At 64.6% G+C, this 21,517-nt stretch carries 24 protein-coding genes and 1 tRNA gene; 8 read left to right on the top strand and 17 right to left on the bottom strand.

Translation table 11 applies throughout. The features are described from left to right. Nucleotides 1–34: 34 nt before the first annotated feature. From TSB10GB4_RS03545 to TSB10GB4_RS03555, 3 genes are all read right to left on the bottom strand, one after another. Complete coding sequence (locus TSB10GB4_RS03545; protein ID WP_186394586.1) at nt 35–652, bottom strand: plasmid pRiA4b ORF-3 family protein; 618 nt, start codon at nt 650–652, stop codon at nt 35–37. A gap of 83 nt (nt 653–735) precedes the next feature. Further along, a complete protein-coding gene (locus TSB10GB4_RS03550; protein ID WP_186394587.1) occupies nt 736–2,433 on the bottom strand; it encodes a relaxase/mobilization nuclease domain-containing protein in 1,698 nt (565 codons plus the stop codon). Continuing rightward, nucleotides 2,423–2,983 (bottom strand): hypothetical protein, encoded by a 561-nt coding sequence (locus TSB10GB4_RS03555; protein WP_186394588.1) that lies wholly within the window; start codon nt 2,981–2,983, stop codon nt 2,423–2,425. Before TSB10GB4_RS03555 ends, TSB10GB4_RS03550 begins: the two co-directional genes overlap by 11 nt. Before the next feature lie 544 nt (nt 2,984–3,527). On the opposite strand from TSB10GB4_RS03555, the gene TSB10GB4_RS03560 reads away from it, so the two are divergent. Next, on the top strand, nt 3,528–3,758 hold the full coding sequence (locus TSB10GB4_RS03560; RefSeq protein ID WP_186394589.1) for a hypothetical protein: 231 nt from the start codon (nt 3,528–3,530) through the stop codon (nt 3,756–3,758). Between the two features lie 59 nt (nt 3,759–3,817). Here the strand turns inward: TSB10GB4_RS03560 and TSB10GB4_RS03565 are convergent, their stop codons facing one another. The 9 genes from TSB10GB4_RS03565 to TSB10GB4_RS03605 all read right to left on the bottom strand — a co-directional run bounded on the left by TSB10GB4_RS03565 (nt 3,818) and on the right by TSB10GB4_RS03605 (nt 9,577). Beyond that, nucleotides 3,818–4,048 (bottom strand): hypothetical protein, encoded by a 231-nt coding sequence (locus TSB10GB4_RS03565; protein WP_208984403.1) that lies wholly within the window; start codon nt 4,046–4,048, stop codon nt 3,818–3,820. 576 nt (nt 4,049–4,624) lie between these two features. After that, a complete protein-coding gene (locus TSB10GB4_RS03570) occupies nt 4,625–4,990 on the bottom strand; it encodes a phosphoglycerate kinase (protein WP_186394590.1) in 366 nt (121 codons plus the stop codon). Between the two features lie 284 nt (nt 4,991–5,274). Next, complete coding sequence (locus tag TSB10GB4_RS03575; RefSeq protein WP_186394591.1) at nt 5,275–5,784, bottom strand: hypothetical protein; 510 nt, start codon at nt 5,782–5,784, stop codon at nt 5,275–5,277. A 68-nt stretch (nt 5,785–5,852) separates the two neighbouring features. Beyond that, nucleotides 5,853–6,146 (bottom strand): DUF736 domain-containing protein, encoded by a 294-nt coding sequence (locus TSB10GB4_RS03580; protein ID WP_023433005.1) that lies wholly within the window; start codon nt 6,144–6,146, stop codon nt 5,853–5,855. 469 nt (nt 6,147–6,615) lie between these two features. Continuing rightward, the gene (locus TSB10GB4_RS03585) at nt 6,616–6,801 is read right to left on the bottom strand and encodes a hypothetical protein (RefSeq protein ID WP_186394592.1); all 186 of its coding nucleotides are present in this window, start codon (nt 6,799–6,801) and stop codon (nt 6,616–6,618) included. 19 nt (nt 6,802–6,820) lie between these two features. Further along, nucleotides 6,821–7,009: a hypothetical protein gene (locus tag TSB10GB4_RS03590; protein WP_186394593.1), complete on the bottom strand. Its 189-nt coding sequence runs from the start codon at nt 7,007–7,009 to the stop codon at nt 6,821–6,823. An 80-nt stretch (nt 7,010–7,089) separates the two neighbouring features. Then, nucleotides 7,090–8,934, bottom strand: a complete 1,845-nt coding sequence (locus tag TSB10GB4_RS03595) for a ParB/RepB/Spo0J family partition protein (protein ID WP_186394594.1) — start codon at nt 8,932–8,934, stop codon at nt 7,090–7,092. Nucleotides 8,935–8,990: 56 nt separating this feature from the next. Then, nucleotides 8,991–9,350 (bottom strand): DUF2958 domain-containing protein, encoded by a 360-nt coding sequence (locus TSB10GB4_RS03600; protein ID WP_208984406.1) that lies wholly within the window; start codon nt 9,348–9,350, stop codon nt 8,991–8,993. Continuing rightward, nucleotides 9,350–9,577, bottom strand: coding sequence for a hypothetical protein (locus TSB10GB4_RS03605; protein ID WP_186394596.1), 228 nt, complete (start codon nt 9,575–9,577; stop codon nt 9,350–9,352). Before TSB10GB4_RS03605 ends, TSB10GB4_RS03600 begins: the two co-directional genes overlap by 1 nt. A 594-nt stretch (nt 9,578–10,171) precedes the next feature. Here TSB10GB4_RS03605 and TSB10GB4_RS03610 point away from each other — a divergent pair. The 6 genes from TSB10GB4_RS03610 to TSB10GB4_RS03635 all read left to right on the top strand — a co-directional run bounded on the left by TSB10GB4_RS03610 (nt 10,172) and on the right by TSB10GB4_RS03635 (nt 14,671). Next, nucleotides 10,172–10,534 carry a hypothetical protein gene (locus TSB10GB4_RS03610; RefSeq protein WP_186394597.1) on the top strand — a complete coding sequence of 121 codons (363 nt, stop codon included), beginning with the start codon at nt 10,172–10,174 and terminating at the stop codon, nt 10,532–10,534. After that, complete coding sequence (locus TSB10GB4_RS03615; protein ID WP_186394598.1) at nt 10,522–10,884, top strand: hypothetical protein; 363 nt, start codon at nt 10,522–10,524, stop codon at nt 10,882–10,884. The genes TSB10GB4_RS03610 and TSB10GB4_RS03615 overlap by 13 nt, the downstream gene beginning before the upstream one ends. Then, nucleotides 10,875–11,822, top strand: a complete 948-nt coding sequence (locus TSB10GB4_RS03620; RefSeq protein ID WP_186394599.1) for a hypothetical protein — start codon at nt 10,875–10,877, stop codon at nt 11,820–11,822. The genes TSB10GB4_RS03615 and TSB10GB4_RS03620 overlap by 10 nt, the downstream gene beginning before the upstream one ends. 51 nt (nt 11,823–11,873) lie before the next feature. Continuing rightward, on the top strand, nt 11,874–12,224 hold the full coding sequence (locus TSB10GB4_RS03625; RefSeq protein ID WP_186394600.1) for a hypothetical protein: 351 nt from the start codon (nt 11,874–11,876) through the stop codon (nt 12,222–12,224). A gap of 1,447 nt (nt 12,225–13,671) precedes the next feature. After that, nucleotides 13,672–14,010, top strand: a complete 339-nt coding sequence (locus TSB10GB4_RS03630) for a hypothetical protein (RefSeq protein ID WP_186394601.1) — start codon at nt 13,672–13,674, stop codon at nt 14,008–14,010. Nucleotides 14,011–14,248: 238 nt separating this feature from the next. Further along, on the top strand, nt 14,249–14,671 hold the full coding sequence (locus tag TSB10GB4_RS03635; RefSeq protein WP_186394602.1) for a DUF1566 domain-containing protein: 423 nt from the start codon (nt 14,249–14,251) through the stop codon (nt 14,669–14,671). A 223-nt stretch (nt 14,672–14,894) separates the two neighbouring features. Here TSB10GB4_RS03635 and TSB10GB4_RS03640 read toward each other — a convergent pair whose 3' ends face one another. From TSB10GB4_RS03640 to TSB10GB4_RS03650, 3 genes are all read right to left on the bottom strand, one after another. Continuing rightward, nucleotides 14,895–15,479, bottom strand: a complete 585-nt coding sequence (locus tag TSB10GB4_RS03640) for a tyrosine-type recombinase/integrase (RefSeq protein ID WP_186394603.1) — start codon at nt 15,477–15,479, stop codon at nt 14,895–14,897. 101 nt (nt 15,480–15,580) lie between these two features. Further along, nucleotides 15,581–15,859, bottom strand: coding sequence for a hypothetical protein (locus TSB10GB4_RS03645; protein WP_186394604.1), 279 nt, complete (start codon nt 15,857–15,859; stop codon nt 15,581–15,583). Between the two features lie 255 nt (nt 15,860–16,114). Then, nucleotides 16,115–17,023, bottom strand: coding sequence for an ArdC family protein (locus TSB10GB4_RS03650; RefSeq protein ID WP_208984405.1), 909 nt, complete (start codon nt 17,021–17,023; stop codon nt 16,115–16,117). A 536-nt stretch (nt 17,024–17,559) separates the two neighbouring features. On the opposite strand from TSB10GB4_RS03650, the gene TSB10GB4_RS03655 reads away from it, so the two are divergent. Beyond that, entirely contained in the window at nt 17,560–19,527 is a 1,968-nt protein-coding gene (locus TSB10GB4_RS03655) for a type IV secretory system conjugative DNA transfer family protein (protein ID WP_186394606.1), read from the top strand. Nucleotides 19,528–20,131: 604 nt separating this feature from the next. Here TSB10GB4_RS03655 and TSB10GB4_RS03660 read toward each other — a convergent pair. After that, entirely contained in the window at nt 20,132–21,103 is a 972-nt protein-coding gene (locus TSB10GB4_RS03660) for a replication protein RepA (protein ID WP_186394607.1), read from the bottom strand. A 227-nt stretch (nt 21,104–21,330) separates the two neighbouring features. Then, nucleotides 21,331–21,407 (bottom strand) — tRNA-Met (locus TSB10GB4_RS03665). Between the last annotated feature and the right edge of the window lie 110 nt (nt 21,408–21,517).

Below are 21,517 nucleotides of genomic sequence, written 5' to 3' on the forward strand. Positions count from 1 at the left end.
TGTGGGCCAGCGGGGTACGCCAGGTCCACGCCGGTCATGGCTGACGGAAGCCCCAACCTCGTTCCGCGTATAACGTACAAAGCGCACCAATCAGCGCATTCGCTTGCGACAGACTGAATACCTCTGGCTCGAAACCGCCCGCCCACTCCACCATGTCCCGGTGTTCCGGGTGGTCGGGATCGGCCAGCGCGTCCACAAACTCCGGATAGCGATAGTCGCCCCCACAGTCCTCCGGCGGACATGCGCGCTCGCCAGCGATGCAGCGCGGCATGAAATGGCGCGCTGAAGCGGGCGCCGCGACATCCTCGACTGTGATGAGGTGCTTCCAGTTGTCGCCGAAATCGTAGACGTAGAGGGACTCCATTCCCTTTGTGAGGATTTTCGCCAGCGTTTGCTTCCGCTCGTCCGCATATCCGTCTTCCGGCCCGAGGTTGTCGTTCTCCGGCACCTCGAAGCGCTTTCCCTCGATCTCGAACATGTGCAGGTGGTAGTCCTGCCAGCCCATGGCCCCTTGCAGGACGGCGTGAAGTTCCCGCAGTGTCAGCGTGCCCGGAACAATGATGCGACGCCAGATTTCCGGCTCAATGCCGATTATCTGAACCTTGATCTGAAATGCCGAGTTCGCGGCGGTGACCTTCTTCTTGCTGGGCATACGCTGCTCCCCTTTTTGTTGTTCCTCTCAATCCTACCAACCGGTTCGGCACCTGCGATGCAAAAGCCGCGCGGTAGGAAGCCTCATTTATCGAACAGCGTCAGGTCGAGCCCGAACGCTCGGCCTCGTTCGCGTTTGCGGTCCCGCTCAAGGCGCCGTTCCTTCGCCAGACGCCATGCCCTATGGAGCTGCTCCCGCCGCTCGTCCGACAGGCGACTGCGCTCGATGGCCTTCTCGGTCACGCGCGACAGCGCCCGCGCCCGCGCCTTGATCTTCTCCATCATGGTTTCGCGGAGCACCTGCGGGCTGCCGGCGATCTGCTGTAGCATCTCGTAATCGCGGACGGCCTGCTTCACCCGCCGCCGCGCCTGCTCGATTTCCGAACGGGTGTGCTCCAGCCGGTTCTTGGCGTCACGCCACCGTCGGCGGCGCTCGATGATGTAGCGGTAGTAGCGTTTGGCCTCCTTGCGGTCGGCCGTCCGTGTGTCGCCCAAGCGCGTGCCGCGCACCGCACCGAGGATGAAGGGGTCCTTCTCGATCATGCGCTCCGCATCACGGATGCCGACCTTTTCCTCCAAGTCGTCCCAGAGGGTGCGGGCCTTGGCGGCATCCCGGTAGACCTTGCCGAGAATGTCATCGAGGCTGCGGTCGCGCTTCTGAAGCCATGCCTCGTCGCGGGGTACCTGCTTTTCGGCGAAGGACTGCTGGCGCTCGGCATAGCGCACCTTGCCGGCGGCCGACCGATAGGACGCCTCGATCTGGCCCCAGTAGCGGAAATCCATGTCGGCCTCGTCGAACCGTCGCACCGCCGCCTCGGCCGGGTCGCGGTCGGGCTCCTCGGCGAACATGCCCTCGACCGTGCGCCGCTCGGGCGGGGCCATGCCCGACGTGTCGGGTGTCGGCTCCTCCTTGCCCCGCTCCCGCTGCGCAACGCGCGCGGCCTGCCGCGCCATGTGGTCGTCGAAGCTCTCCGCGAAGCGTTCCTCCAGGGCGTGGAAGCGCACCCCCTTGCCCATGTCGGAGAGTTTGGCGAAACGCTCCCCGTCGGTCAGGATCAGACCCTGCCCCTTGCGCTCCAGGGTGACGCCCTTGTCGGCAAGCCGCTGGGTCAGGTCATCCCAATCGCGGGCGCGGATGAAGTCGTCCTTCAAGCGGCGGCGCAGGTCGGCGATGTCGTCCTTGGCGAAGGGGATCTGCGCCTCGCGCTGCTCCCGCCGCGCCTGCCAGTATTCGGCGTCGGAGACGGTGGGGCCGAAGTCCTCCACCACGTCCCGGCCGAGCTGGCGCTCGTACTCGCGGTTGCGCAGGATGTTGAGGCCGTGCTCCTGCGCCAGCTCCTGTACGATGCCGGTCAGCCGCCGCCCGTCCTGGTGCCGGTCGTAGGCGACATGCTTCTCGGGATGCACCCGGTTCACCAGAAAATGCAGGTGGGGGTGATCGGTGTCGCGGTGGCTGTAGACGAGGAGCTGGTGCTCCGTCAGCCCCATCCGCTCGATGACCTGCTGCGCGACCTTCCGCTTGACCTCCGGCGTCACCTTCCCCGCCGTCGCGTCCTTCGGGTCGAAGGTGATCATGAAGTGATAGGCTGGCTGCTTGCAGCGGACGGATTTCGCTGCCGTCGCGTCCATGACGGCCGCCGCCGCACGCGGGTCGTCGGTCAAAAGATTGCGCGTCTCGACGAACTCCACCCGGTCGGGCGACAGCCCCTTGATCTGGCCTGCGAGATAGAGTGCGGAGCCCCGGAAGCTCTCCGGCTGACGGGCGGGCACCTTAAAGCGCATCGCTCCCCTCCGGCCCGCCGGGCTTGCCCTCCGGTTCCCGTCCCTTCGCCCCCTTGGCGACGGCCTTGTGAATCGGCGCAAGCACGTCCTTCAGGATCGTGAGCGCCTCGTCGCGCTCCGCATCGTCGATCTCCTTCCCGGAGTTGGCGCGACGGGCGAGGCTGTTGATCAGGTGGCCGATGCCGTTGACGGCCTCGACGTGGCTCATGAGGACCGACGCCAGGTCGGCGCGGTCGGTCAGGCGCTCGACCATCTCCTTGCCGACATAAACCGCCCACGGCCGATAGGTCTCGTCCCCGGTGGCGGCTTCGAGCTGGGCGAGGTTGTTGGCGATCCGCCCCAGCTCGTAAAACACGTCCTCGATGGCCTTCGCCTTCGCCGGCTTGGCTCGGGGCTTCCGGCCCATCGCTGTCTCGCGGACATAGTCGGCAAAGGTGACGCCGGCCTCGACGGCACGCTGCTGGATGGCACGCTGCTCGGCGCGGGTCAGACGGATGCGGGCGACGACGTCGCGGCGGTCCTCGGGGGCTTTGGGTCTGCGTCCTGCCATGCCGGTGCCTATCCGTTCAACGGTCCCGGAAGGGGAGACTCAGGGTGCCGTGACTCTCCCTCCCTTGAGGCCGAAGGGCCGAATGGCGAGGCAAGATGGCGACGCTTGAGACCCCGGCAGGGGCTCGAATGCGGGGCCTGTTGGGCGACAAACAATGCCGTCGGTCGTCCCCGTCAGGGGCAAGCGGAGGGGCGGGCCGCAGGCCGCCCGTCAGGCATTTTTGTAGACCAACATCCATCTTGCCTCCCCCCTGTGACACGAAAACCCTCCCCCGCTTATGGGGTCGGTCCACAGGGTGGAGTGGATTCGGACTGACAGGTCAGACACTTAATGCCAGTGATGGACAACGCGATACTAACCGCAATCGCCCTTCTCCACAAGCCACAACACCTGCCCACAGCCACCAACAACAGACGCCGCCGAAACCCGGCACAGCGCCGGCGGGTGGTCGAAGGCACGTCAGCGCCGTCTCGGCCGCCCGTCAGGCGGCGATTGCCGACCGCGCCCATAAGCCCCTGCACATGTATCAATCGGAGGCGACGGCATGACGGAACGTTCGGCGGCAGCCCTGCTCAAACGCATCGAGGAGTACACGCTTGACGGGACAGCGGAAGTGTTCGCCGTCTGGAAGGGGGCCTGTACCGATGGCTGGACAAGTGACGCATTTGCCGAGGCGCTCGAACAGCTCATCAACCTCGACTATGTCGAGATTGTCGGCGACCGCGTGGTGCTCAAGCGCCCGCAAGTCGCCGCTGCTCCCCGATGGCAGCAGTGACCGAACACGACGAAGCCCCGCCGGGATACCCGACGGGGCTGGGGCGCCATCGCAGCCGGTCAAGCGGCGTGGAACCAGTGCTCGCGCGCGTCGAACGGGCGGCGGGCGTCGATGATGCTCATGACACAGCCGTTCGGGCTAAGGCCGCGCTCGAAGGCGGCGAGCACCGTGGCGTAGTCGTCGTCGGCTAGGTCGGCGCCGGTCTCGATGAGGAGCAGGTCCTCCACGGTGATCAGGAACTCGTCCCAGGTCAGCTCGTAGTCGGTGTCGATGGTGTGCAGGGTGTTCATGGTTTGCCTCCTTCCGTTGCTGTGGCCGCGACCGCGGCCTTCCATGGGCAACGTGAGGCGTCGGCAAAGGCGTCCAGCCGCACCCGAAGGGCGAAGCGCAGCGGCAGACGGCGAGGCCCGTCTTTCTTGGAGCGCAGCGACCGCGAGGAAGGCGCCATCGGCGCCGGGGAAGAAAGTCGGGCAGCGCCGTTGCGTCGGACGCCGCCGACGCCAGTTTGCCCAGTTGGAAGGCCCGCATCGGTCGCGTGCCTCGGAAGGTGGCAAGCCCCGCCCTGCATGCCCGACCACCGACCCGCTGACCGTGAGGACGCCAGTCGCCGGGGTGACCGTCACCGCCATAAGACCCGTGTCGGCCGACCGACGCCTGTGCCGGGGCCAGCTCGCCACGTCGCGCCTCGCAGACGCCACTTGTCAGAAGCAGCGTCGCGCCAGCGGAGCCCGATGGGAGCCGCCCACGTCTGACCGCATGACGGCGGCGCATGCCGCGCCAGCCGACACCGCGTCCGTCGAGGGGATACTGGCGGAAAACGCGGTCGAGGCCGCCCTTGGCGAGGGCGGCCTCGTTCCACGTGGCGCTTACCACCACGAGGTGTAGAACACCGTCTTCCCTTCGGCGATGGCCGCGCGCGCCTTCTCAATGAAGGCGAGGTCGAGGTCGATCTCGTCGGGGCGAGTTGTGCCGAAGAAGAATCCCTCGGTGTGTGGCAGCGCCTGATTGCGGATGTCACGCTCCAGTCGATCGAGGTCGTCCGCGTCGAGAGCGACGTTCACGCAGTTGAAGTCGGCGTCCGTGCCGCCCTTGGCGCGATAGAGCTGTTCCATCCAGCCATGCAGGTTGGGGTGCTTCCGCCAGTAGGCGAGTTCGGTGGCGGTCTCGGTGGTGAAGTCCACCTCGGCCGTGACGGGCTCGGCGGTGGTGAAGGCGTACATATCCAGTCCCATGAGGGTCTCCTTTCGGTCGTTGGTTGCGCGTCCTGACGGACGCGACCGAAAGGGCGGGCGGCATGAGCCGCCGCCGTCCTGACCAACACGGGCGGGGCACCGACCCGCTGGCGCGGGCAGGTCATGGACGGCAAGGCGCCGCCTGCCAGGGATGCGGAACCTCCAAAGGACGGGCAACCGACCGGAAGGAATCGGGACTGAATGCCTGCGCTCTCCGCCGAAGAGCCACCGATGGGACACACGAAAAGCCCCCGCCGCCGAAGCGACGGGGGCGGAACGCACCGTCAGTCGACGCGGATGTCGAGCTGACCGTCGCCCTGCCATGGGCGCTCGGTGATGAGGTAGCCAAGGCGGTTGACGAAGTGGAAGCCGGACAGAAGGTAGAGGCCGTCGTCGTCATCGCTGCTGACGAGCGTCCAGACGCAAGCCGGGTCGGCCGCACGAACGGCGTCGAGTTCGGGGCCGAAGGTCTCGAACATGCAGCCGTCGAATGGCGCATTGGTGCGGAGCGTGTTCGAGACGGGCCGATAGGCGTCGCGCCAGTCGTCGTAGCTGAGAGCGGGCGCGGGCGGCGTCGGCTCAGGGTTGGCAGCCTCGCGGGCAAGCTCCTGAAGGGCAAGCCTGAAGCCCGTGGCGATGCCGTCGGCTTCCTTCCACGCATCCCAGTCGTCGGGATCGTCGCTGTCCTCGGCGGTGGCGAGGCGGCGATCGGCGTCTTCGGCGAGGCGTGCGGCCTCGGCGTGCAGGCGTTGCAGATGGATGTCGGTCAAAGTGATCATGATGAAATCGTCCATTCGTCAATTCGTTAAACTATCGGGGAGGCAGCGCCGCCCGCCGTTGGGGCGGGCGGCGTCGCCTGCGGTCAGCGGCTCCAGATGAGGGCGAAGCCTTTGTCCTGCTCGACCAGGTTGGCGTAGATCGGGGCGGCGAAGCTCGGGTCGTCCAGCTTGACCGAGATGTACTCGTTGCCGCCCTTGGAGGTGCGGTGCCAGGCCGCGCCGATCTCGACGGCGCCCGCCTTGACGCGGAAGTCGGGGGCGGCGTCTGCGGTTTTCTCGACGCTGGTGATCGCGACCTTGGTGGCCTTGACGCCGAGGGTCTGGATGGTGCCGGTGAAGCCGCTGTCGGTTTTGGTGAAGGTGCCGATGGTTGCCATGATGAAAGTCTCCTTTGTTTGGTTCTGGCGGTCGCGCCCATCGCGACCTTTCCATGGCCCATGAGAGAGACCGTCGAAGCACGGACCCGCACCCGCAGGGCGGAACGCAGTGGGAGACGGCAAGCGGGCTGTTTCTTGAAGCGCAGCGCCCGCGAGGAATGCGGCGCAGCCGCAGGGGAAGAAACCGACCGCGCGCCGTTGCGGGGCCGGGCGACGGGCTCAGATGTGGCCATGAGAGGAAAGGACGCGAGCGGGCGGCTGATCCGCGCCAAACAGAGGCAAGACGCGCTGGCGACCTCGGCCTCCTTCACCTGACACGCGGCCAATCGGCCTCCGTCCCCTCACGGCCTCCGGCCGGATCGCATCACTTGCGCAACGGGAAACCGCCCCGCCCCCTGACGGGAGCGAGGCGGCGCTGTGGGTCGGTGTTTGGCAGCGCCGTCCTCGATGCGGCACACGGGATCTTCGGTCAGCGGGGTTTCGACCCGCTTCGGATCGCCCGGACAATCCAACCGACCACGAGCAGGACATAAAACAGCCCCAAGGCTGCCAGCGGCGCTACGACCAGCACCGCGATGAAGGCGTCGGCGCTGCCGGTTCGGGTGCTGAAGAAGGCGGCGAGACTGATGGGCGCGAGGGTCACGATGATCGGCATGGCGATGGCTCCCTGACCGTCAGGGTGACGGCGGCGGGCCACGGAACGCAGCCAGCAGCTTGCCGATGATCCAGAGCACGATGGCGGTGATGGGCAGGACGAAGGGCACAGCGACGATCGTCCAGAGGAAGTTCTCGGGATTGCCCGTGACGTGGGCGATGTAGGCGGCGAGGACAAAGAGCGCGAACGCGCCAAGGATGGTGGGCATGGGACACCTGTCGGATGAAGAATTGACGAATTGAGGAAGGAACGAAGCCCGCCCATGGCGGGCGGGCTTCGCAGGACGGGTCAGGCCGCTTGGGCGGGCTGCACGTCCTCGGCGACGGCGGGCGTGGGGAAACCGTCGCCAACCGCGTCATCGGCCTCGACCTCGGTCACGTCCTCGGCCTTGGCCATGTCGCCGCTCTCCTCCACCCCGCCGAAGCGCATGGCCTCGGGCAGCCACGCATTGGCACGGGCTTTCAGGTCGGCGGTGATCAGCTTGTCATCCGCCGCGCAGCGCGCGAAGTGACGGGCAAGGGCAGCGGCAAGCTGCGTCTTGTTGTAATCCTTCAGCGCCCCGAGGCGCGTCACCGCGCCCGTCTCCTTGGCGATGGCCTCCAACTGATCCTTGCGACGGCGGGTCAGGAACGCCTCGTCAGGGCACCAATGATCCCGCATCGACACTCCAAGATCGGTGGCCACGCGGTTGAACAGGCTCGCGCTCCCGTCCAGCGCGTCCATGTTGCCCTGACCGAAGGTCAGCGTGGTCAGAAGCAGATGAAGCGCATCGAGCGCGGCATCATCGAGGGCGGTCACGGCCTCGTAGAGCGCGAGCGGCTCCTTCTGGGGGCGCAAGAGCGTCTCCCATGCCCCACGGTCGGGCGCAGGATAGCGGCTGGTGAGTGTGGCGGCGATGTCGAGCGCCTCCATCACCGCCTGCGCCACACCCTCCACCTTGGCGTAGGTCTCGGGTTGGCTATCCCCGCCCGCGAAATGCCCCAGCGCGGGGTGAGCATCGAGGCGCGCCCGCGCCGTCCAGTCACAGGCGTTCAGCATCGTCACCACGGCCACCTCCCGCGCTTTGCGGGGGTTCGCCAGAAGCACCGCCATGACGGCGAGCGACTTGTGGGCGGCGACCATGCGGATGACCGCTCCCGTGTATTCGGGCTTCTCCTTGGGCGCGGCGGGATGGTCGGCGGTGTCCTCGGCCACACTCGGGCGCACCTCGCGGCGCACGAGCCCCTCCCGCACCTCGACACGGCCTGACGGCTTGAAGTGGATCACTACCCCGCCCGTTTCGCCCGCCTCGGCATCGGCCTCCCGATACTGCCACCATGCGGCGTAACTCTCGGTCAGGATGTCCACGAAGGCGGCACCCGCCTCGCGGTGATGCGCGGCCAGCGCCTCGACCGCTTGCGACTGCAAGCGGAAGAACTGCTCGGCATCGTCAAAGAAGGTGTTGTCGTCGTCGGCGAACAGGTCGGCGGTGACGGTGCCGTCGTACTGCTCCATCGGGAATATGGCCAGCGCCACGGCGGGCTTCTCGCCCGTCAGCCAGTCGCGGATGTCGTCGGCATCGTAGCGATAGCCGCTGTCCAGCCGCTCGATGACGGCGCGCTGCTGCTCGGCACTGCCCAGCGTCAGCGCCTCGGCGGCGGCAAGGGAAATCTCCCCTTCCCGCACAAACGCCTTCACCTCGTCGGTGAGGCTCGCCAGCGCCACGCGGCGCTTGACGGTCAAGACCGACACGCCCGCTTTCGCGGCCACGTCCTCAAGGCTCGCGCCAGCGCCTAAGAGAAGGGCGAAGGCTTCGGCCTCGTCCATCGGGGGCAGCTGCTCGCGCTGGATGTTCTCGACGGTGGCCAGACGCAAAGCGTCGGCCTCGGTCAGATCGGCGCGCACCTCGACGGGCACGGGATAGTCCTTCCCGATGTCGCCGCGCTCCACCAACAGGGCGAGCGCGCGCCAGCGCCGTTCGCCCGAAACGATGCGGAACTTCCGCCCGTCGCGGCGCACGACAAGGTTCTGCAACAGGCCGTCCGCTTTGATCGAGGCGGCAAGCCCCTCGATGGCGGCGGCGTCCATGCTGCGGCGGGGGTTCGCGCCCTCGGTCAGGGCGAGTTTCGAGAAGGGGATGGTTTCGATGGTCATGGGTTCGGTTCCTTTCGATGGGGTGAGCGCCCGCGCCGTGACGCGGGCGCGGGGTGTCAGGCGCGGATGCGCCCGTGTTCGTTTGCCTCGGCGGCATAGGCCGTCAGGCTCTTGGTCGGCTTGAAGTGAAGGTCGCGCTCGATGGTCAGCCCGGCGGGGCCACGGATGGCGGCAAGCTCGGAGAGCCGCACGCTGCCCAGTTCAGGGCATCCGAAGCCCAGATCACACAGGCCGAAGGCGATATCCTCGTCCTCGGGGTCGATCTCCGAGAGAAGCCACGTGGCGGCTCCCCACGGGCAGAACAGCTTCACCACAGGCCAGAAGTCTTGGGTGTTGCCGTCATCCGCCATGCGCTCGGCATTGGCGCGACCATTGGCCAGCATGCGCGCCCGCTGCTCGGGCGTGAGAAGCGGCATCATTGGGCTGCCTCCCGTCCGTCATGGTCGGACAGGCGCATCGTGTCGGTCACCGACACGAACAGCGGGCGGATGAGATATTCGCCCGCCTGCTCGGTCACCGCACAGATGGCGGCGGCGGGCTGGCCGTCCGCGAAGCAGGAGAACAGGGCGAAGTTGGAATATTCGCCGCTGGTCAGCGCCTCGAAGGCGCTGCGATGGTCTGAAGTGATGTTGGTCTGGCTCATGGCCGAAGTCCTCCGTTCAGTCGTTCAAGGCTGCGAAGGACACCCACGCCCCGCGCATTACCCTCTGCCCAGCGGCGAGCGACGACAGACGGTGGAGGGAGAGGACGTGCTTGGATTGAGGCTGGCGGCGGCGCGCCGACATCCGACGGGCTCCAAGGGAGCCGCCCCGTCAGGGGGCATCCGGCCAACACGGGAGGGCGGCGTCAGCCGCCCGAATGGAGCGGGCAGGCCGGACGGCGACCTTGGGCAAGCCCGGCGGGGTCGGCACAAGCTGGCAGAAGAGGGTATCGCGCCAAGGCGCGATCACAGGATCAGCTCCGGCCCGAAGGGCCGTCCGCTGCCGCCGCATCGGGCAGCGACAGCGCGGGTCCCGATGGGGCGGCGAAGGGGGCGTTGCGGGGCCGCCCCGCAGAGGGGGTAGTGGAAGACGGCTCGCGGGCTGAAACGAGGGGGAAACCTCCCCCAATCCGCTAGACGAGGAGGAAATATTCGCTGTCGCGCAATTTTATTAATGCAAATTCCTACCAATAAATATTGTATGATAACAATAATTACCCGCGCTCACTTGATATCAATTACAAAATTTAAGATTGGATGAGGTTGAGAACTGGACGGCAAAAAGCGATCACCCTGTTCCTGGCGATGATCCCGGCCTGTCTCGCGCACCCGCAATCCAGCTCCGCCTCCGACGTTTCGATCTGTCGGGATTACGGCGAACGCATCACCGCTAGATTGGCGGAAGCCCGCCCCATCCGCGAAAACATTGAAGCCATCGCGCGCGATCTGGAGGCGCGCATCGCACCCTTCCTCGCCTGTCAACAGGCCGAACGGGTCTACGTGCCCGGCCATCCCCTGGCCGATGGCGCCGGATGTCTCGACACGCGCACACTGCAAGGTCCGCAAGGCGCTCAAGGCTCTCGTGGCGAACCGGGGAGGAACATCACATGCTTCCGTTGAGCCGTTGCGCGCCCGCAATCCTCCTGGCCTGCTGCGCCCTGCCCGTGACGGTGCATGCCCAAAGCCCGGTTGCCCGGACGGCGACCGGCGGCGCGTGCGGATCTGCCGGTAGCAACCTGGTCATGCTCGTCGAGCAGGATATCAGGACCTTGAACAGCCATTTGGACCGGATCAACCGCTACGCCCAGGATGTCGCCCAGATGGAAACCTGCGCGGCCCGGCAGAGGGTGTGGGTGCGCGGGCATCCAACGGCCGACGCCGATGGCTGCATCAGTGTCGAGGATTTCCGCGGCCCGCAGGGGCCGACCGGTCCGCAAGGCCCAAGAGGAGTTGACGCCATATGTCCGTGAGCCGTTTCCAGCATGTCCTCGTCTGCGCCCTGGCCGGCAGTACGTTTCTGGCGGGCACGCCCGCCCTGGCGCAAAGCGGCCTGAACCGCACCGGAGGGGGCATGATGCAGGGGCAGTGTCTCTGCATGACCGCAATGCGCGCCAACGTCGCCGACGATCTCAGCGCCACCACCCGCGTCCTGAACGAGTTCGAGGCCACGCCGATCCCGGAGATGGTTACCTGCGGCGATGGCGGCGGGGTGCTGATGGGCGACACCTGCCTGTCCGTGGCTTCCCTGCGCGGTCCACAAGGCGAGCCGGGGGACATGGGTCCGCCCGGTCGCGACGGCGTCAGCCATTGGATGTCGCTTTCCAGTGGTGGCGGCGACGGCGACGGCGGCGCGATGGGCGGGGTCGATACGGACGGCGACGGCATCGGCGATTTCGGAACCCATGCGGAAGCCATGGCCGCGGGCGCGGGCTTCGGCACGGCCGTGGGTAACTGCGGCAGTTGCGGGTCTGGCGGTGGCGGCGGCGGAAGCAGCGGCAAGATCATCTGCGGCGAGCTATACCGTCAGGGCTACCTGCCTCGGCACATCTACGCTGCCGACCTGCGGTACTACAAGTATCACGCCAACCCAGAAGCCGCCCGTGCCTACTACGCCTGGGCGCGGCCTTATGTTCGGCTGATGCGCCGGTCATGGCTGGCGACACAGATCATTCGCCCGCTCGGCACGCTCTGGGCGCACCAGATGGCCTACGAGATGGGCGCGATCGACAAGGCGCCCCCGCTGGGACGTCTGACCACGGGCTTGCTGACCCGCCTGCACGAGCGCTTGGGGGCGTGGCTCGACCGGACGACCACCGCCGCAACACCACCGGAACGACGGCCCGCGAGGATGGCCAAAACCGTCCACCTGCTGCCCGTCGATTTTTGGAGCAACATTGTGAAAGCCTGAAAAATGAGAAGAACGATAAGAACGCTGGCTCTGACCGGCGCACTGCTACCGATGAACGCCCCCCCCTCCAGCGCCCAGCCCGTGGATGCCCGCGCGGCATCGCAGGCGTTCAACAACCTGAGCACCCGCATGCAGTTGCTGGAACAGAACATGGAAGCGCTGGACGTCGCTTGGGAGACGATGCTTGGCGCGGCCGTGATCGGGTTTCAAACCGCGCGCTGCCCCAACGGGTGGGCGCCATACGCCCGCTCCAACGCGCTGCTGGTGACGGGGCCGGACGGCTCGAAGGAGCTGCTGGAACTGAAGAACGTCCCCGGCGCGGAGATTGGCCGTCGCACCGGCACAGGAGACGGCGTCCCGGCCCAAAAGCTGCTGTTCTGCGTGCGCGCGAAGGGCAGGTAGCGGGGCTGTCCTATGCCCAATATTGGAATGCAGCCACTCAGCGCGAACCAAGACGTCTCATATGCATCCTCGCGCGACAACCAGCGCATAGGATGTACTACCTGAGCAACCACAACCACTGCATGGGTTGAACTGCCCACACGATTCGACTGGCGTGTTGGAGAAGTTATGATCTCCGGTTATGCAACCCGTTGGAGCTGTCGTCGACGGATTGTGATAGCAGTACCCGCCTGTGGTATCGCGAGGAGACGTTTCGGACCAGTCCTGATAAGGAGTCCACCCACCGGGGCAGGACGACGCATTGAAACGGCAGATTTTTCCTGATCCCGTATCGAATAGACTGCCACCGGAAGACAGGCACTGACTAGATGCCTTTCCTCCAATTAATGTCTCGCCCTCGGACAGCCATCCGGAGCCGTCCCACTGGAGGGCCGCGCCCGGCCCTGAACATGTCGGAGGTGTAGGCGGAGATGCCCCGCCTCCACCGCTCGATGAGCCGTTTCCGTTGAGGGTTACAACGGACCACCTCACAGAACCGCCGCAACTCGCGTTGTTCCACAAGGTCATGGCGACTTTGCCATCGCTCCCCTTTCCAAAAGTTGGCAATATGTAACCGCAGCCCGGTGTGGAATATGTAGGCTCGATGTACGCTGAATACTGGCTCCCGGCTGCAAGACCCGTCACAGCAGTGCTATAGCTATTGCCGGGAACCGTGACTGTCCCAGTGGCTACAACAGCCAACGAGCCACCGCCGCCCATGGCACCCCAGTCAGATCCGTTGCAGAACTCCATCTGCTCCAAAGCCGCGTTGTAACGGAGGCTTCCGGCGCTGGCTCCGTTGCAAGGTTCGGTCTCGCCGGCAACCCTTACAGTCCCCGCCACGTCAAGTTGGCCGCTGATGGCAGCGTTGCCCTGCACCGCCAGGTCCCCGGTCATTGACCGCTCAGCTATCGCGGTAACACAGCCGCCGGCGTCCGCATCGGGGTGCGTCGGCGCGTAAACGGCGCCCACCGCGGTGCAGGCGTTCATTCTCTCGAATTCGCTGTTGATCGTCGTTAGCTGGGCATTTTGCCTCGCCCCATCGGCACCACCTCGACTGGGCGTGCTGAAGAATTTTCCCTGCGCGAAAGCAGGAGACGAGAATAATAAAGCAAAGACGATGACAACAAAACGCACCACAACAACCTTTTATTGAGGAATTCAATCAATGGCATTTCATTATGTTTATGTAGTCTAACAAAAATAGTTCCGAGACACACGACAAACGCGGGAAGTTTCACAACAACTTATATATTAACCCAATAAAAAAGAAGGGATGCCACATGACACCCCTTCCCGTTGTTGAGTTGTATGGAGACAACTCAATAATATTATGCGTTATACATATTGATTTTGGAACAACAAACACCAACAATTGTTTTATCCATTGCAAAAGGAGACGACTTTCATGAATTCATTTTTCTCTGAGAAGAAGTTTTTGACTGTGGTGTTCGCTTTGTTCGCGGCGGCCATTTTCTCACTCGCGCCCGAGGTCGCACACGCGACCGCTGGGCAGAGCCTGCTGACGGACGTGCAGAACCTGCTGACCGGCCACCTTGGCACGGTAATCGGTTTGGGCATTTCCCTGTTCGGCCTGTGGGTGTGGCTGGCCCAGCAAAGTTCGTGGGGTCTGCTGATCGTGATCGCAGGCGCTGCCATCACCGCCTTCCCCGGCCTCTACAAGGGCATGACGCAAGGCTTCAAGTCGGCGTTCGGTACGGTAGGCACCGGCAACTCAGCCATGTAACCATCGAAACGAAGAGAGCCCGGCAGCAATGTCGGGCTTTTTTTGCGCAGGGCGTCAGCCGCTCCATTCGCGCAGCGCCGCATAAGGCTTTGCACACTGAAACATCGGCCCACCTCGGGCTCGTCCGCTTGACATTCGCCCCCCGCCATCGCGGCGGCATAAGCGCTGTTTCAGCGTGCATTCCTGCAACCTCGACTTGGGAACCGACCGCAGACAGAGAAATGCGGCGGAGACAACTATGTCTGACGTTCCTCCATATAATATCCCCAGTCTGTTCGTTGACACCAAGCTGCACTGGCTTCGGCTTCCCACACGCATGCCGGACGGGACCGTCTATGTCGGCACGTCGCCCAACAACGGCCGGCCTCTCTACGTCATGCCGGAGGACCTGCCCGGCTTCCACCAATGGGAATACGCAATGCGTTGTGCGCCCAAGCAGACGTTCGGAGGCTACAATGACTGGCGCATCCCGACGGAGGAAGAGCTCAACATGCTCTACCATCACCGCGACACCATCGGTGGCTTTGCCGACGGATGGTACTGGTCTTCCAAGGAACTCTGGAGCAGCAGCGCATGGCGGCAGCACTTCGCCGATGGCACGCTGACGACCGGCGGTAAGATCTACGGCTCTTATCGCGTCCGGTGCGTCCGGAGCGGTTGACCCCCCACCCTTTAGCGACTTCCCTCCCGCTTCGGCGGGAGGGTTTTTCCGTCATTGGCACTACACGCCCGTCCAACGGACATCTGGGTGGTCACAGGCGCACTGCGACCCATGCTCACTGCCGGTGAACGTCCCCCACAGAGAACCGGAGGGAACATCCCGTCCTTCCCTTCTGTGACGGAATGGGCAATTCGGTCACAGAAATCAAGCGTGAAAAATCTAGCTAATCCCAGAGTTTGCGGGCCATGCGGCGCTCTTCCGCGCCGACCGCATCGCCGTAGATGGCGGTGGTCGCGAGCTTCGCGTGGCCAAGCCATTTCTGGAGTAGCGTGATCGGAATCCCGCGCTCCAGCGCGGCTACTCCGAAGCCGTGGCGGAGACCCTTGGCGGTCGCGTGCGGGCCGCTCACACCTGCCACTGCCATCACTTCCTTCACGCGCCGGTGGCCGGTCATCCGGTGCCACGGCCATAGGCGTGCTGACGCACCACCGTCCGGCGCGCCCTGAGCAGCGCGCACACCATGCACACGATCAAGTTCAGCAAGCACGGTCGGAGAGACGGGCACAGCGCGATGCACACCGGTACGGCGCTTTTTGAGGCTTCGGAAGACGATAACCCCGGCACGGTGGTCGATGTGATCGGCGGTCAGAGCAAGCGCCTCGGAGAGACGGCAGCCCGTGTCCTTAAGCACAAGGCAGAGGGTGTAAACCTCGGGAGCCTGTTTCGTCGCGGCCTTGATGAAGGCCCGTCGCTCGGCCTCGGTCAGGTACTTCCGATGGCCGGTCGGATCGAACAGGCTCCACTCCATATCGCCTCGCGTCTGAAAGAAGGCCGTCCCTCCGTCGCTGTTTCAACTTCTTGAATCGTAACGCAGAGCCGCCCGGGCGAGCGACACTATTGCCCATTCTGTCACTCACTCGACCTGACACCCTGTTGCAGAGAAACCACGATTTCTCTCCGACGCGGGTCGGTTGGCTTTTTCGACAACCCGCTTCGGGAGGACAGGATGTCAAGGAGTTGGCGCACGCTTCCATTGGTCGCGTTGCTTGCACTCACCGCCTGCAATGGCGGCGACAGGATCGAGGTCAGCATTATCGGCAAAGAGAATTTGGGTGAAGGATCGACCCGGACCTGCATGGTGAATGTGGAAATCACCAACCGGGGGACCGCCATGTTGAGGACTTTCAACTATTGGCTTTCCTTCAACGACAACCGGAGCAATGTGCCATGGCCGGGTCCGGTTAGCAACGTCCCTGCCGGCGGAAGCAAGACTAGCTTTGTTCAATTCGTAGGGGTCCCCTGCGCGCAGGTTCCGGCCAGGCTGGAATTGCGTGTACTTGAATGCGTCATGGGTGAGCGCGACTGCACGAACGCTGTATCGTTACGGTCTTGACGGACCGGGCTATGCACAAAGGTTGATTTTCAGCGAGAAAGAGGCGGCCGTCAGGCCGCCTCCTCCGCTTCAGCGGATTGCAGGCCATCGAGGAAGTCGGTTGCCTTGGCGGCCTGCGAGGCAGCGGTGAAGATGGCCTTTTTGTCGGCCTTGAGCACCTTCAGCCAATTGTCGATGTAGGCGGCGTGGTCGGGACGCGGGGTGAGCGTCACGCCCAGATCGGCGCAGAGGAAAGCCGCGCCCAATTCGGCCACAAGTTCCTCCATAGCGTAGGCATTGTCACCGAAGCGCTTACCGAACTGCCGATCGCAGCGGTGCGGGGCTCCGCTCCAATGGGTCAGCTCATGGAGCACCGTGCCCCAGTACGCCTCGGTCGCCGTGCTGGTATCTGAGCCGACAAAGCGCTCGCGGTCGGGCATCTGTATGATGTCGTCCGACGGACGGTAGAAGGCGCGGCTGCCGCCGTGGCGGATGACGGCGCCGGTATTGGCGATGAAACGCTCGGCCGCGTCGATGACCTGCACGGGGTCCTTGGGCTCGGGGAGCGCGGGCGCCTCGTAGCCGTCCACCTGGTCGGCGTTGAAGACCCAGCTCGCGCGGGCCATCAGGCGCTTGCCGTGCTCGGTCTCGCCGGTGTCGTCGTTCCGCTCTTCCACGTCGAACTCGCGATAGAACACCACCAGGCTCGACTTCTCGCCCTTGCGGACCTGACAGCCCTTGTTCTGCCATTGGCGATAGGTGCCCCAGGTGCCCGTGCTGAAGCCGCGGGCTTGTCCTGCGGCCCAGAGGCTGACGACGTTGATGCCGCGATAGGCTTTGGCGGTGTCGATGTTGACGGGGCGGTTCAGGCCCTCGCCGCTGCGGTGCCAGGGCATCTGCCAGTCGCCCGCGCCCGCCTCGATGGCGGCGATGATGTTGTTCGTGACCTGGGTGTAAACGTCGAAGCGTTGTGCGGTCATGGTTCCTCTCCTTGTCTTTGCGACCGCGCCCATCGCGGCCGTCCGATGGCGACCGGAGAGGCAGGGGCAAGACGGGCGGCGCACCCGCATGGGCTGGAGGGAACCGGAAGACGGCGGGCGGGCTGTTTCTTGGAGCACCGCGTCCGCGAGGAATGCGGCGTCAGCCGCAGGGGAAGAAACCGACCGGCCGCCGTTGCGCCGAACGGCGTCCCTGCCAGGTCAGCCACGAATGAGGACGGCCCGTGGAGCGCGGAATCGGGCAAGAGCGAGAGGAGCCCCAACCGGACGCCTTCGACGTGCCCAAGGGCACTGCGTCATGCCGCTGTCGGGCGCGGCATTTCGACTGACTGCCACCATTGTCACCGTACCGGACGGGCAACCCCCGCCCCGCTTCATCCGCCAGAAGCCACACCGCGTAGAACCAAGGCCAAAGCCTCGTCCGGCCAAGCATTTCCGGCGGATTCATTGGCAATTTGGTGGTAGCGTGGCGTCAGGCAGGATGACTGTTCAGGGGAGCATTCGGCGCGGGAGGAGCGATGGTGTGGAAGAAGCTGTTCGGGGGTGGAGGGGAGAAGGAACCGTCGCCGCGCGAGATTGAGCGCAACCGTCGGATTGATCGCTGGCTGGATGCTATGGGGCCGGAATGGGCCGAGGCGTACATGATCATCGGAACCGACCCCGCCATTGACAGGGTCTTCTTTGAAAGCCTGCATTACAAGTTGAGAGATGGTGAAATCGAGGAAGCGCGAAAGCACTTACGCGTCTGCATGCGCTTTCTTACTGACGAATCCCGCGAGAAGCTGCGCAACGTCGGCCAGGCGCAGCGCTGGGCCACCTTCGATCAGATCGCCGAAGCGGGCATCGTCATCTCAAGCAACGCGACCTTCCCCATGGACGCGCTGCAAATCGCGAAGCAGCCGGTGCCGGATCGCCCGGACCTTGAGTTCCCGCTCTACTTCCGGGGCGAAGGGCATCTGCTGACGGTGGCCCCCACGGGTGCGGGTAAGGGCCAGCGGCTGATCCTGCCGGTGCTGCTGGATTTCGAGGGGCCGACGGTGGTGCTCGACCCCAAGGGCGAGAACTACGAGCACACGGCCTGGCGGCGCAGCCTCTACGGGCAGGTGTTCAAATGGGCGCCGGGCGTGGCCGATTCCGACTGCTACAACCCCCTCGACCGGGTGACGGGCTGGGACGAGGCCAGGCTTCTGGCCGAACTGCTGGTCATCCCCCAAGGCAAGGAGCCCTTCTGGGACGAGGCCGCGCGCGACCTGCTGACGGGGCTGATCTTCTACGTCATCCGCACGCGACCTGAGGGCCAGCGCAACATGCGCGCGGTTTGCCGCCTGCTGACGCCAAGCAAGGCGGATTTCGAGGCGATGGTCGAAGACCTGCAAGGGTCTGACGACGAGCGCCTCAAGGAGCTGGGCAATATCCTGGAGACGCAGTCGGAAGCTTTGCGCGCGTCGATCTCCACGACGCTGCGCACGCAGCTTGCGATCTGGCGGTCGGACGACGTGGCCAATGTCACCTCCTCGACGACGCCGGGCTGGACGGTCGAGGACATCCTCGTGCGCGACAACATCAGCGTCACCTTCGCCGCCAAGACCGGCCGCGCGCCGGGCTGGCACCAGCGCGAAGATGGCGGTGTGACGCGCGGCAGCGCGGCCACGGTCTATCTAATCGTGCCGCCCGAGAAGATGGCCGCCATGCGCAGCGTGCTGCGGGTGATGCTGGGCCAGCACCTGAGCGAAGCGATCCGGGTGCGCAAGATGATCGATGCGGTCAATGCCGAGGATGACAGCCTGCCTGCCGGGTATCTGGACTGGCCGATGATGTTCGTCTTCGACGAGATGCCGCAGCTGGGCTACATGCGGATCATCGAGGATGCGGTGGCGATCACGCGCAGCTACCGCATCCGGCTCTGGCTCTTCGCGCAGGACCTGGCGCAGCTGGAAGAGGTGTACCCGAAGTGGCGCAGCCTCGTCGCCAACTGCCGCGGCCAGATCTTCTTCCGCCCGAATGACACAAGGACCGCCGAACACGTCGCAGAACGCCTTGGCAGGCGTAAGGACATCTGGGGCGGCGAGGATTGGGTGGCTTCGCCCCAGCAGCTGATGGGGCCTGAGTTCCGCGACGACTGCGTGATCTTTCAGGACGGCTTGTCGATCCGCGCCAACCTGTATCCGCCCTACTACGCCAACGAAAAGCTGAAGGAGTGGGTGGCGCAGAAGAAAAGCGAGCTTGGCGACACGGTGTACCGCGCCCCGCGCCCCGCCCTGACCCCGGAGTTTGAGCCGGACGAGGATGATGCTGACCTGAAGGACGACCCCGAGTATCAGGCGGAACTCGCTGCGCTTCAGGCGCGGATGCGGGGGCGCAAGAATGGCTCGCCGCCAATTCCCAAAGCCGCGCCCGAGGACAATGGCTCCAGACCGCCTGAGCGGCCTTCTGGTTCATGCGAGACGCCGCGCCGCCCACCGGCCCCTCCCAGCTTCGACGAATGAACTGAAAGGGCCGCCAGCGCGCCACATGCCGCTTCAAAACCGCATGGCCTACAGAGAGGAGCGCCGCCGCTGAGATGGATAACGGAGAACCTGACGACGATCATTGTGCTCGGCGTCATAGCGGTCGGGCTCTATGTCTGGGTGATGCGCAAGCGGTACGCAGAATCCTTCAAGGATGAGATGGCGCGTTCGCAGGCGGAAAGACGCGCTAGCCGCGAAGAGGCCGAACGCTTTCGTAACAAGGACTCCTGAGCCAACCGTGCAGCACCTTCCTATGGTTGAGGGAGTTGCATAGCGGGGGCCTCATCTCGAACCCATTCGAGAGCCCCTTTGCCGCAGTCACAGCAACGCCGGAGCGTCCAGTAGAATGCCACGGAAAGCAGCCGTGCCAAACTGTCCACAGAACTTCGGCCCCAACTACAGGATTTAATAATACAGGTACATATAGGTATATGCGGTACCGTTTATGCGTAAACCCGGTACCGTTTATGCGTACCGACTCTCGTTCGACTGGCCGAACGCCTCATACTCGGGGCGGTACCGTTTATGCGTGGATAACCCACCCGAATCCCCAGACTGGTCCACAAGCAGTTTGGGGGATTTTTCAGGCGATAGAGCGGCGCATGACATGCGGAGTGCTCGGCAACAGGACCAGCGCCTCGGCCGTGTCTTCGAGCCGGAGCGCGGGATAGACCAGCCGCACCTTGTTGAGGGCGTGCAGGAACGCCTTCTTGAAGTTGCGGCGGCCCTGCGCCGAGGCCGGGTAATCCGCGCCGAACTGGAGCTGCAACGCGCCCCAGGGGATCGCGATGCGGCCTTTGACATAGGACATGCGGTAGGTCAGCCAGAGATAGACATCAAGCGCCATCGGCGAGCGCTTCAGCGCCGTGAGGGCGCGCAGGTCGATCGGGACGGGGTTCTCGGTGATCTCCTTGAAGAACCGTTCCGACAAGATGACGGTGCTCTCCCACAGGGTGTCCTGGTCGGGCTGCCGGGGCTCCCACCAGAGGTTTGCTTCGTCGGCGATGGTCACGTTGCGGATGCCGATGCCGTTACCGGCGGTGTAGGTGCAGGAGATCGAACAGGACACGAGCCGGGTCATCTGATCCTTCAGACGCGGGATCGAACCCCAGCGCCCGCCGGTGGGCGCAAGATCGAGCTCAGCCATGAAGCGGCTGAGACTGCTACCGAGCACGATGTGGCGGTCTCTCGTGCGCACGGCTTCGGTCGTCAGAAAGCCGATGATCAGCCGGGGGATGCTGCCGTAGGGCAAGCCAACCTTCGAGGGCGCCACCATAGTCATGGTAAAGGCGCCGTTGGTGCGCTCGAACTCGCTCGCGAGCACCGCCTTGTGCGGCATGGTGGCCTGCACGAGAGCACGGGCCATGAAGCCGAGCGCTCCGGCCTCCTGCGCGGCCTGTGCCTCGATGTCGAGGGCGGCGGTGAAGAGTCGATCCAACTGCCGCGGGATTGGGCGGTTGTCGTTGGCGGGCTGCGGCGGATTTGCGGGAGCAACGGGCTCGAAGCCATCGAGCGGCTCAATCGGGTCGATTTCCGGAAGGCGTCGTGTTGTCATCCCTGTGGCAGTCATCGTTCATGTATTGTTCCATTTACGATACCATAAACGACCGCGTACCGGTCAGGAATCGACAACGCCATATCGGCCACGGATCGGCCGACCGTGATGGAGATTTATTGGCACAGCTTGGCTCGGAGTGTGCCAAAACTGTGCCAGAAACGCCGAAAGCCCCGTCCGTGAGGATCGGGGCCTTCGTCTGAAGCATTGATTTTGCTTGGTAATTTTGGTTGCGGGGGTAGGATTTGAACCTACGACCTTCAGGTTATGAGCCTGACGAGCTACCGGGCTGCTCCACCCCGCGATGATATTGTTATGTTTTGTAGGGATTTTTTTTGCGCTTTGCGGGCCTGGCGGCGACCGACTCTCCCACGTCTTGAGACGCAGTACCATTGGCGCTGGGGCGTTTCACTT

The sequence above is a fragment of the Stappia sp. TSB10GB4 genome (assembly GCF_900185745.1).
GTDB lineage: Bacteria > Pseudomonadota > Alphaproteobacteria > Rhizobiales > Stappiaceae > Stappia.

What these genes read in the sequence shown, in the direction of transcription:
- TSB10GB4_RS03545 (WP_186394586.1), bottom strand. Translation starts at nt 652, where the DNA reads ATGCCCAGCAAGAAGAAGGTCACCGCCGCGAACTCGGCATTTCAGATC.
- TSB10GB4_RS03550 (WP_186394587.1), bottom strand. Translation starts at nt 2,433, where the DNA reads ATGCGCTTTAAGGTGCCCGCCCGTCAGCCGGAGAGCTTCCGGGGCTCC.
- TSB10GB4_RS03555 (WP_186394588.1), bottom strand. Translation starts at nt 2,983, where the DNA reads ATGGCAGGACGCAGACCCAAAGCCCCCGAGGACCGCCGCGACGTCGTC.
- TSB10GB4_RS03560 (WP_186394589.1), top strand. Translation starts at nt 3,528, where the DNA reads ATGACGGAACGTTCGGCGGCAGCCCTGCTCAAACGCATCGAGGAGTAC.
- TSB10GB4_RS03565 (WP_208984403.1), bottom strand. Translation starts at nt 4,048, where the DNA reads ATGAACACCCTGCACACCATCGACACCGACTACGAGCTGACCTGGGAC.
- TSB10GB4_RS03570 (WP_186394590.1), bottom strand. Translation starts at nt 4,990, where the DNA reads ATGGGACTGGATATGTACGCCTTCACCACCGCCGAGCCCGTCACGGCC.
- TSB10GB4_RS03575 (WP_186394591.1), bottom strand. Translation starts at nt 5,784, where the DNA reads ATGGACGATTTCATCATGATCACTTTGACCGACATCCATCTGCAACGC.
- TSB10GB4_RS03580 (WP_023433005.1), bottom strand. Translation starts at nt 6,146, where the DNA reads ATGGCAACCATCGGCACCTTCACCAAAACCGACAGCGGCTTCACCGGC.
- TSB10GB4_RS03585 (WP_186394592.1), bottom strand. Translation starts at nt 6,801, where the DNA reads ATGCCGATCATCGTGACCCTCGCGCCCATCAGTCTCGCCGCCTTCTTC.
- TSB10GB4_RS03590 (WP_186394593.1), bottom strand. Translation starts at nt 7,009, where the DNA reads ATGCCCACCATCCTTGGCGCGTTCGCGCTCTTTGTCCTCGCCGCCTAC.
- TSB10GB4_RS03595 (WP_186394594.1), bottom strand. Translation starts at nt 8,934, where the DNA reads ATGACCATCGAAACCATCCCCTTCTCGAAACTCGCCCTGACCGAGGGC.
- TSB10GB4_RS03600 (WP_208984406.1), bottom strand. Translation starts at nt 9,350, where the DNA reads ATGCCGCTTCTCACGCCCGAGCAGCGGGCGCGCATGCTGGCCAATGGT.
- TSB10GB4_RS03605 (WP_186394596.1), bottom strand. Translation starts at nt 9,577, where the DNA reads ATGAGCCAGACCAACATCACTTCAGACCATCGCAGCGCCTTCGAGGCG.
- TSB10GB4_RS03610 (WP_186394597.1), top strand. Translation starts at nt 10,172, where the DNA reads ATGAGGTTGAGAACTGGACGGCAAAAAGCGATCACCCTGTTCCTGGCG.
- TSB10GB4_RS03615 (WP_186394598.1), top strand. Translation starts at nt 10,522, where the DNA reads ATGCTTCCGTTGAGCCGTTGCGCGCCCGCAATCCTCCTGGCCTGCTGC.
- TSB10GB4_RS03620 (WP_186394599.1), top strand. Translation starts at nt 10,875, where the DNA reads ATGTCCGTGAGCCGTTTCCAGCATGTCCTCGTCTGCGCCCTGGCCGGC.
- TSB10GB4_RS03625 (WP_186394600.1), top strand. Translation starts at nt 11,874, where the DNA reads ATGAACGCCCCCCCCTCCAGCGCCCAGCCCGTGGATGCCCGCGCGGCA.
- TSB10GB4_RS03630 (WP_186394601.1), top strand. Translation starts at nt 13,672, where the DNA reads ATGAATTCATTTTTCTCTGAGAAGAAGTTTTTGACTGTGGTGTTCGCT.
- TSB10GB4_RS03635 (WP_186394602.1), top strand. Translation starts at nt 14,249, where the DNA reads ATGTCTGACGTTCCTCCATATAATATCCCCAGTCTGTTCGTTGACACC.
- TSB10GB4_RS03640 (WP_186394603.1), bottom strand. Translation starts at nt 15,479, where the DNA reads ATGGAGTGGAGCCTGTTCGATCCGACCGGCCATCGGAAGTACCTGACC.
- TSB10GB4_RS03650 (WP_208984405.1), bottom strand. Translation starts at nt 17,023, where the DNA reads ATGACCGCACAACGCTTCGACGTTTACACCCAGGTCACGAACAACATC.
- TSB10GB4_RS03655 (WP_186394606.1), top strand. Translation starts at nt 17,560, where the DNA reads ATGGTGTGGAAGAAGCTGTTCGGGGGTGGAGGGGAGAAGGAACCGTCG.
- TSB10GB4_RS03660 (WP_186394607.1), bottom strand. Translation starts at nt 21,103, where the DNA reads ATGACAACACGACGCCTTCCGGAAATCGACCCGATTGAGCCGCTCGAT.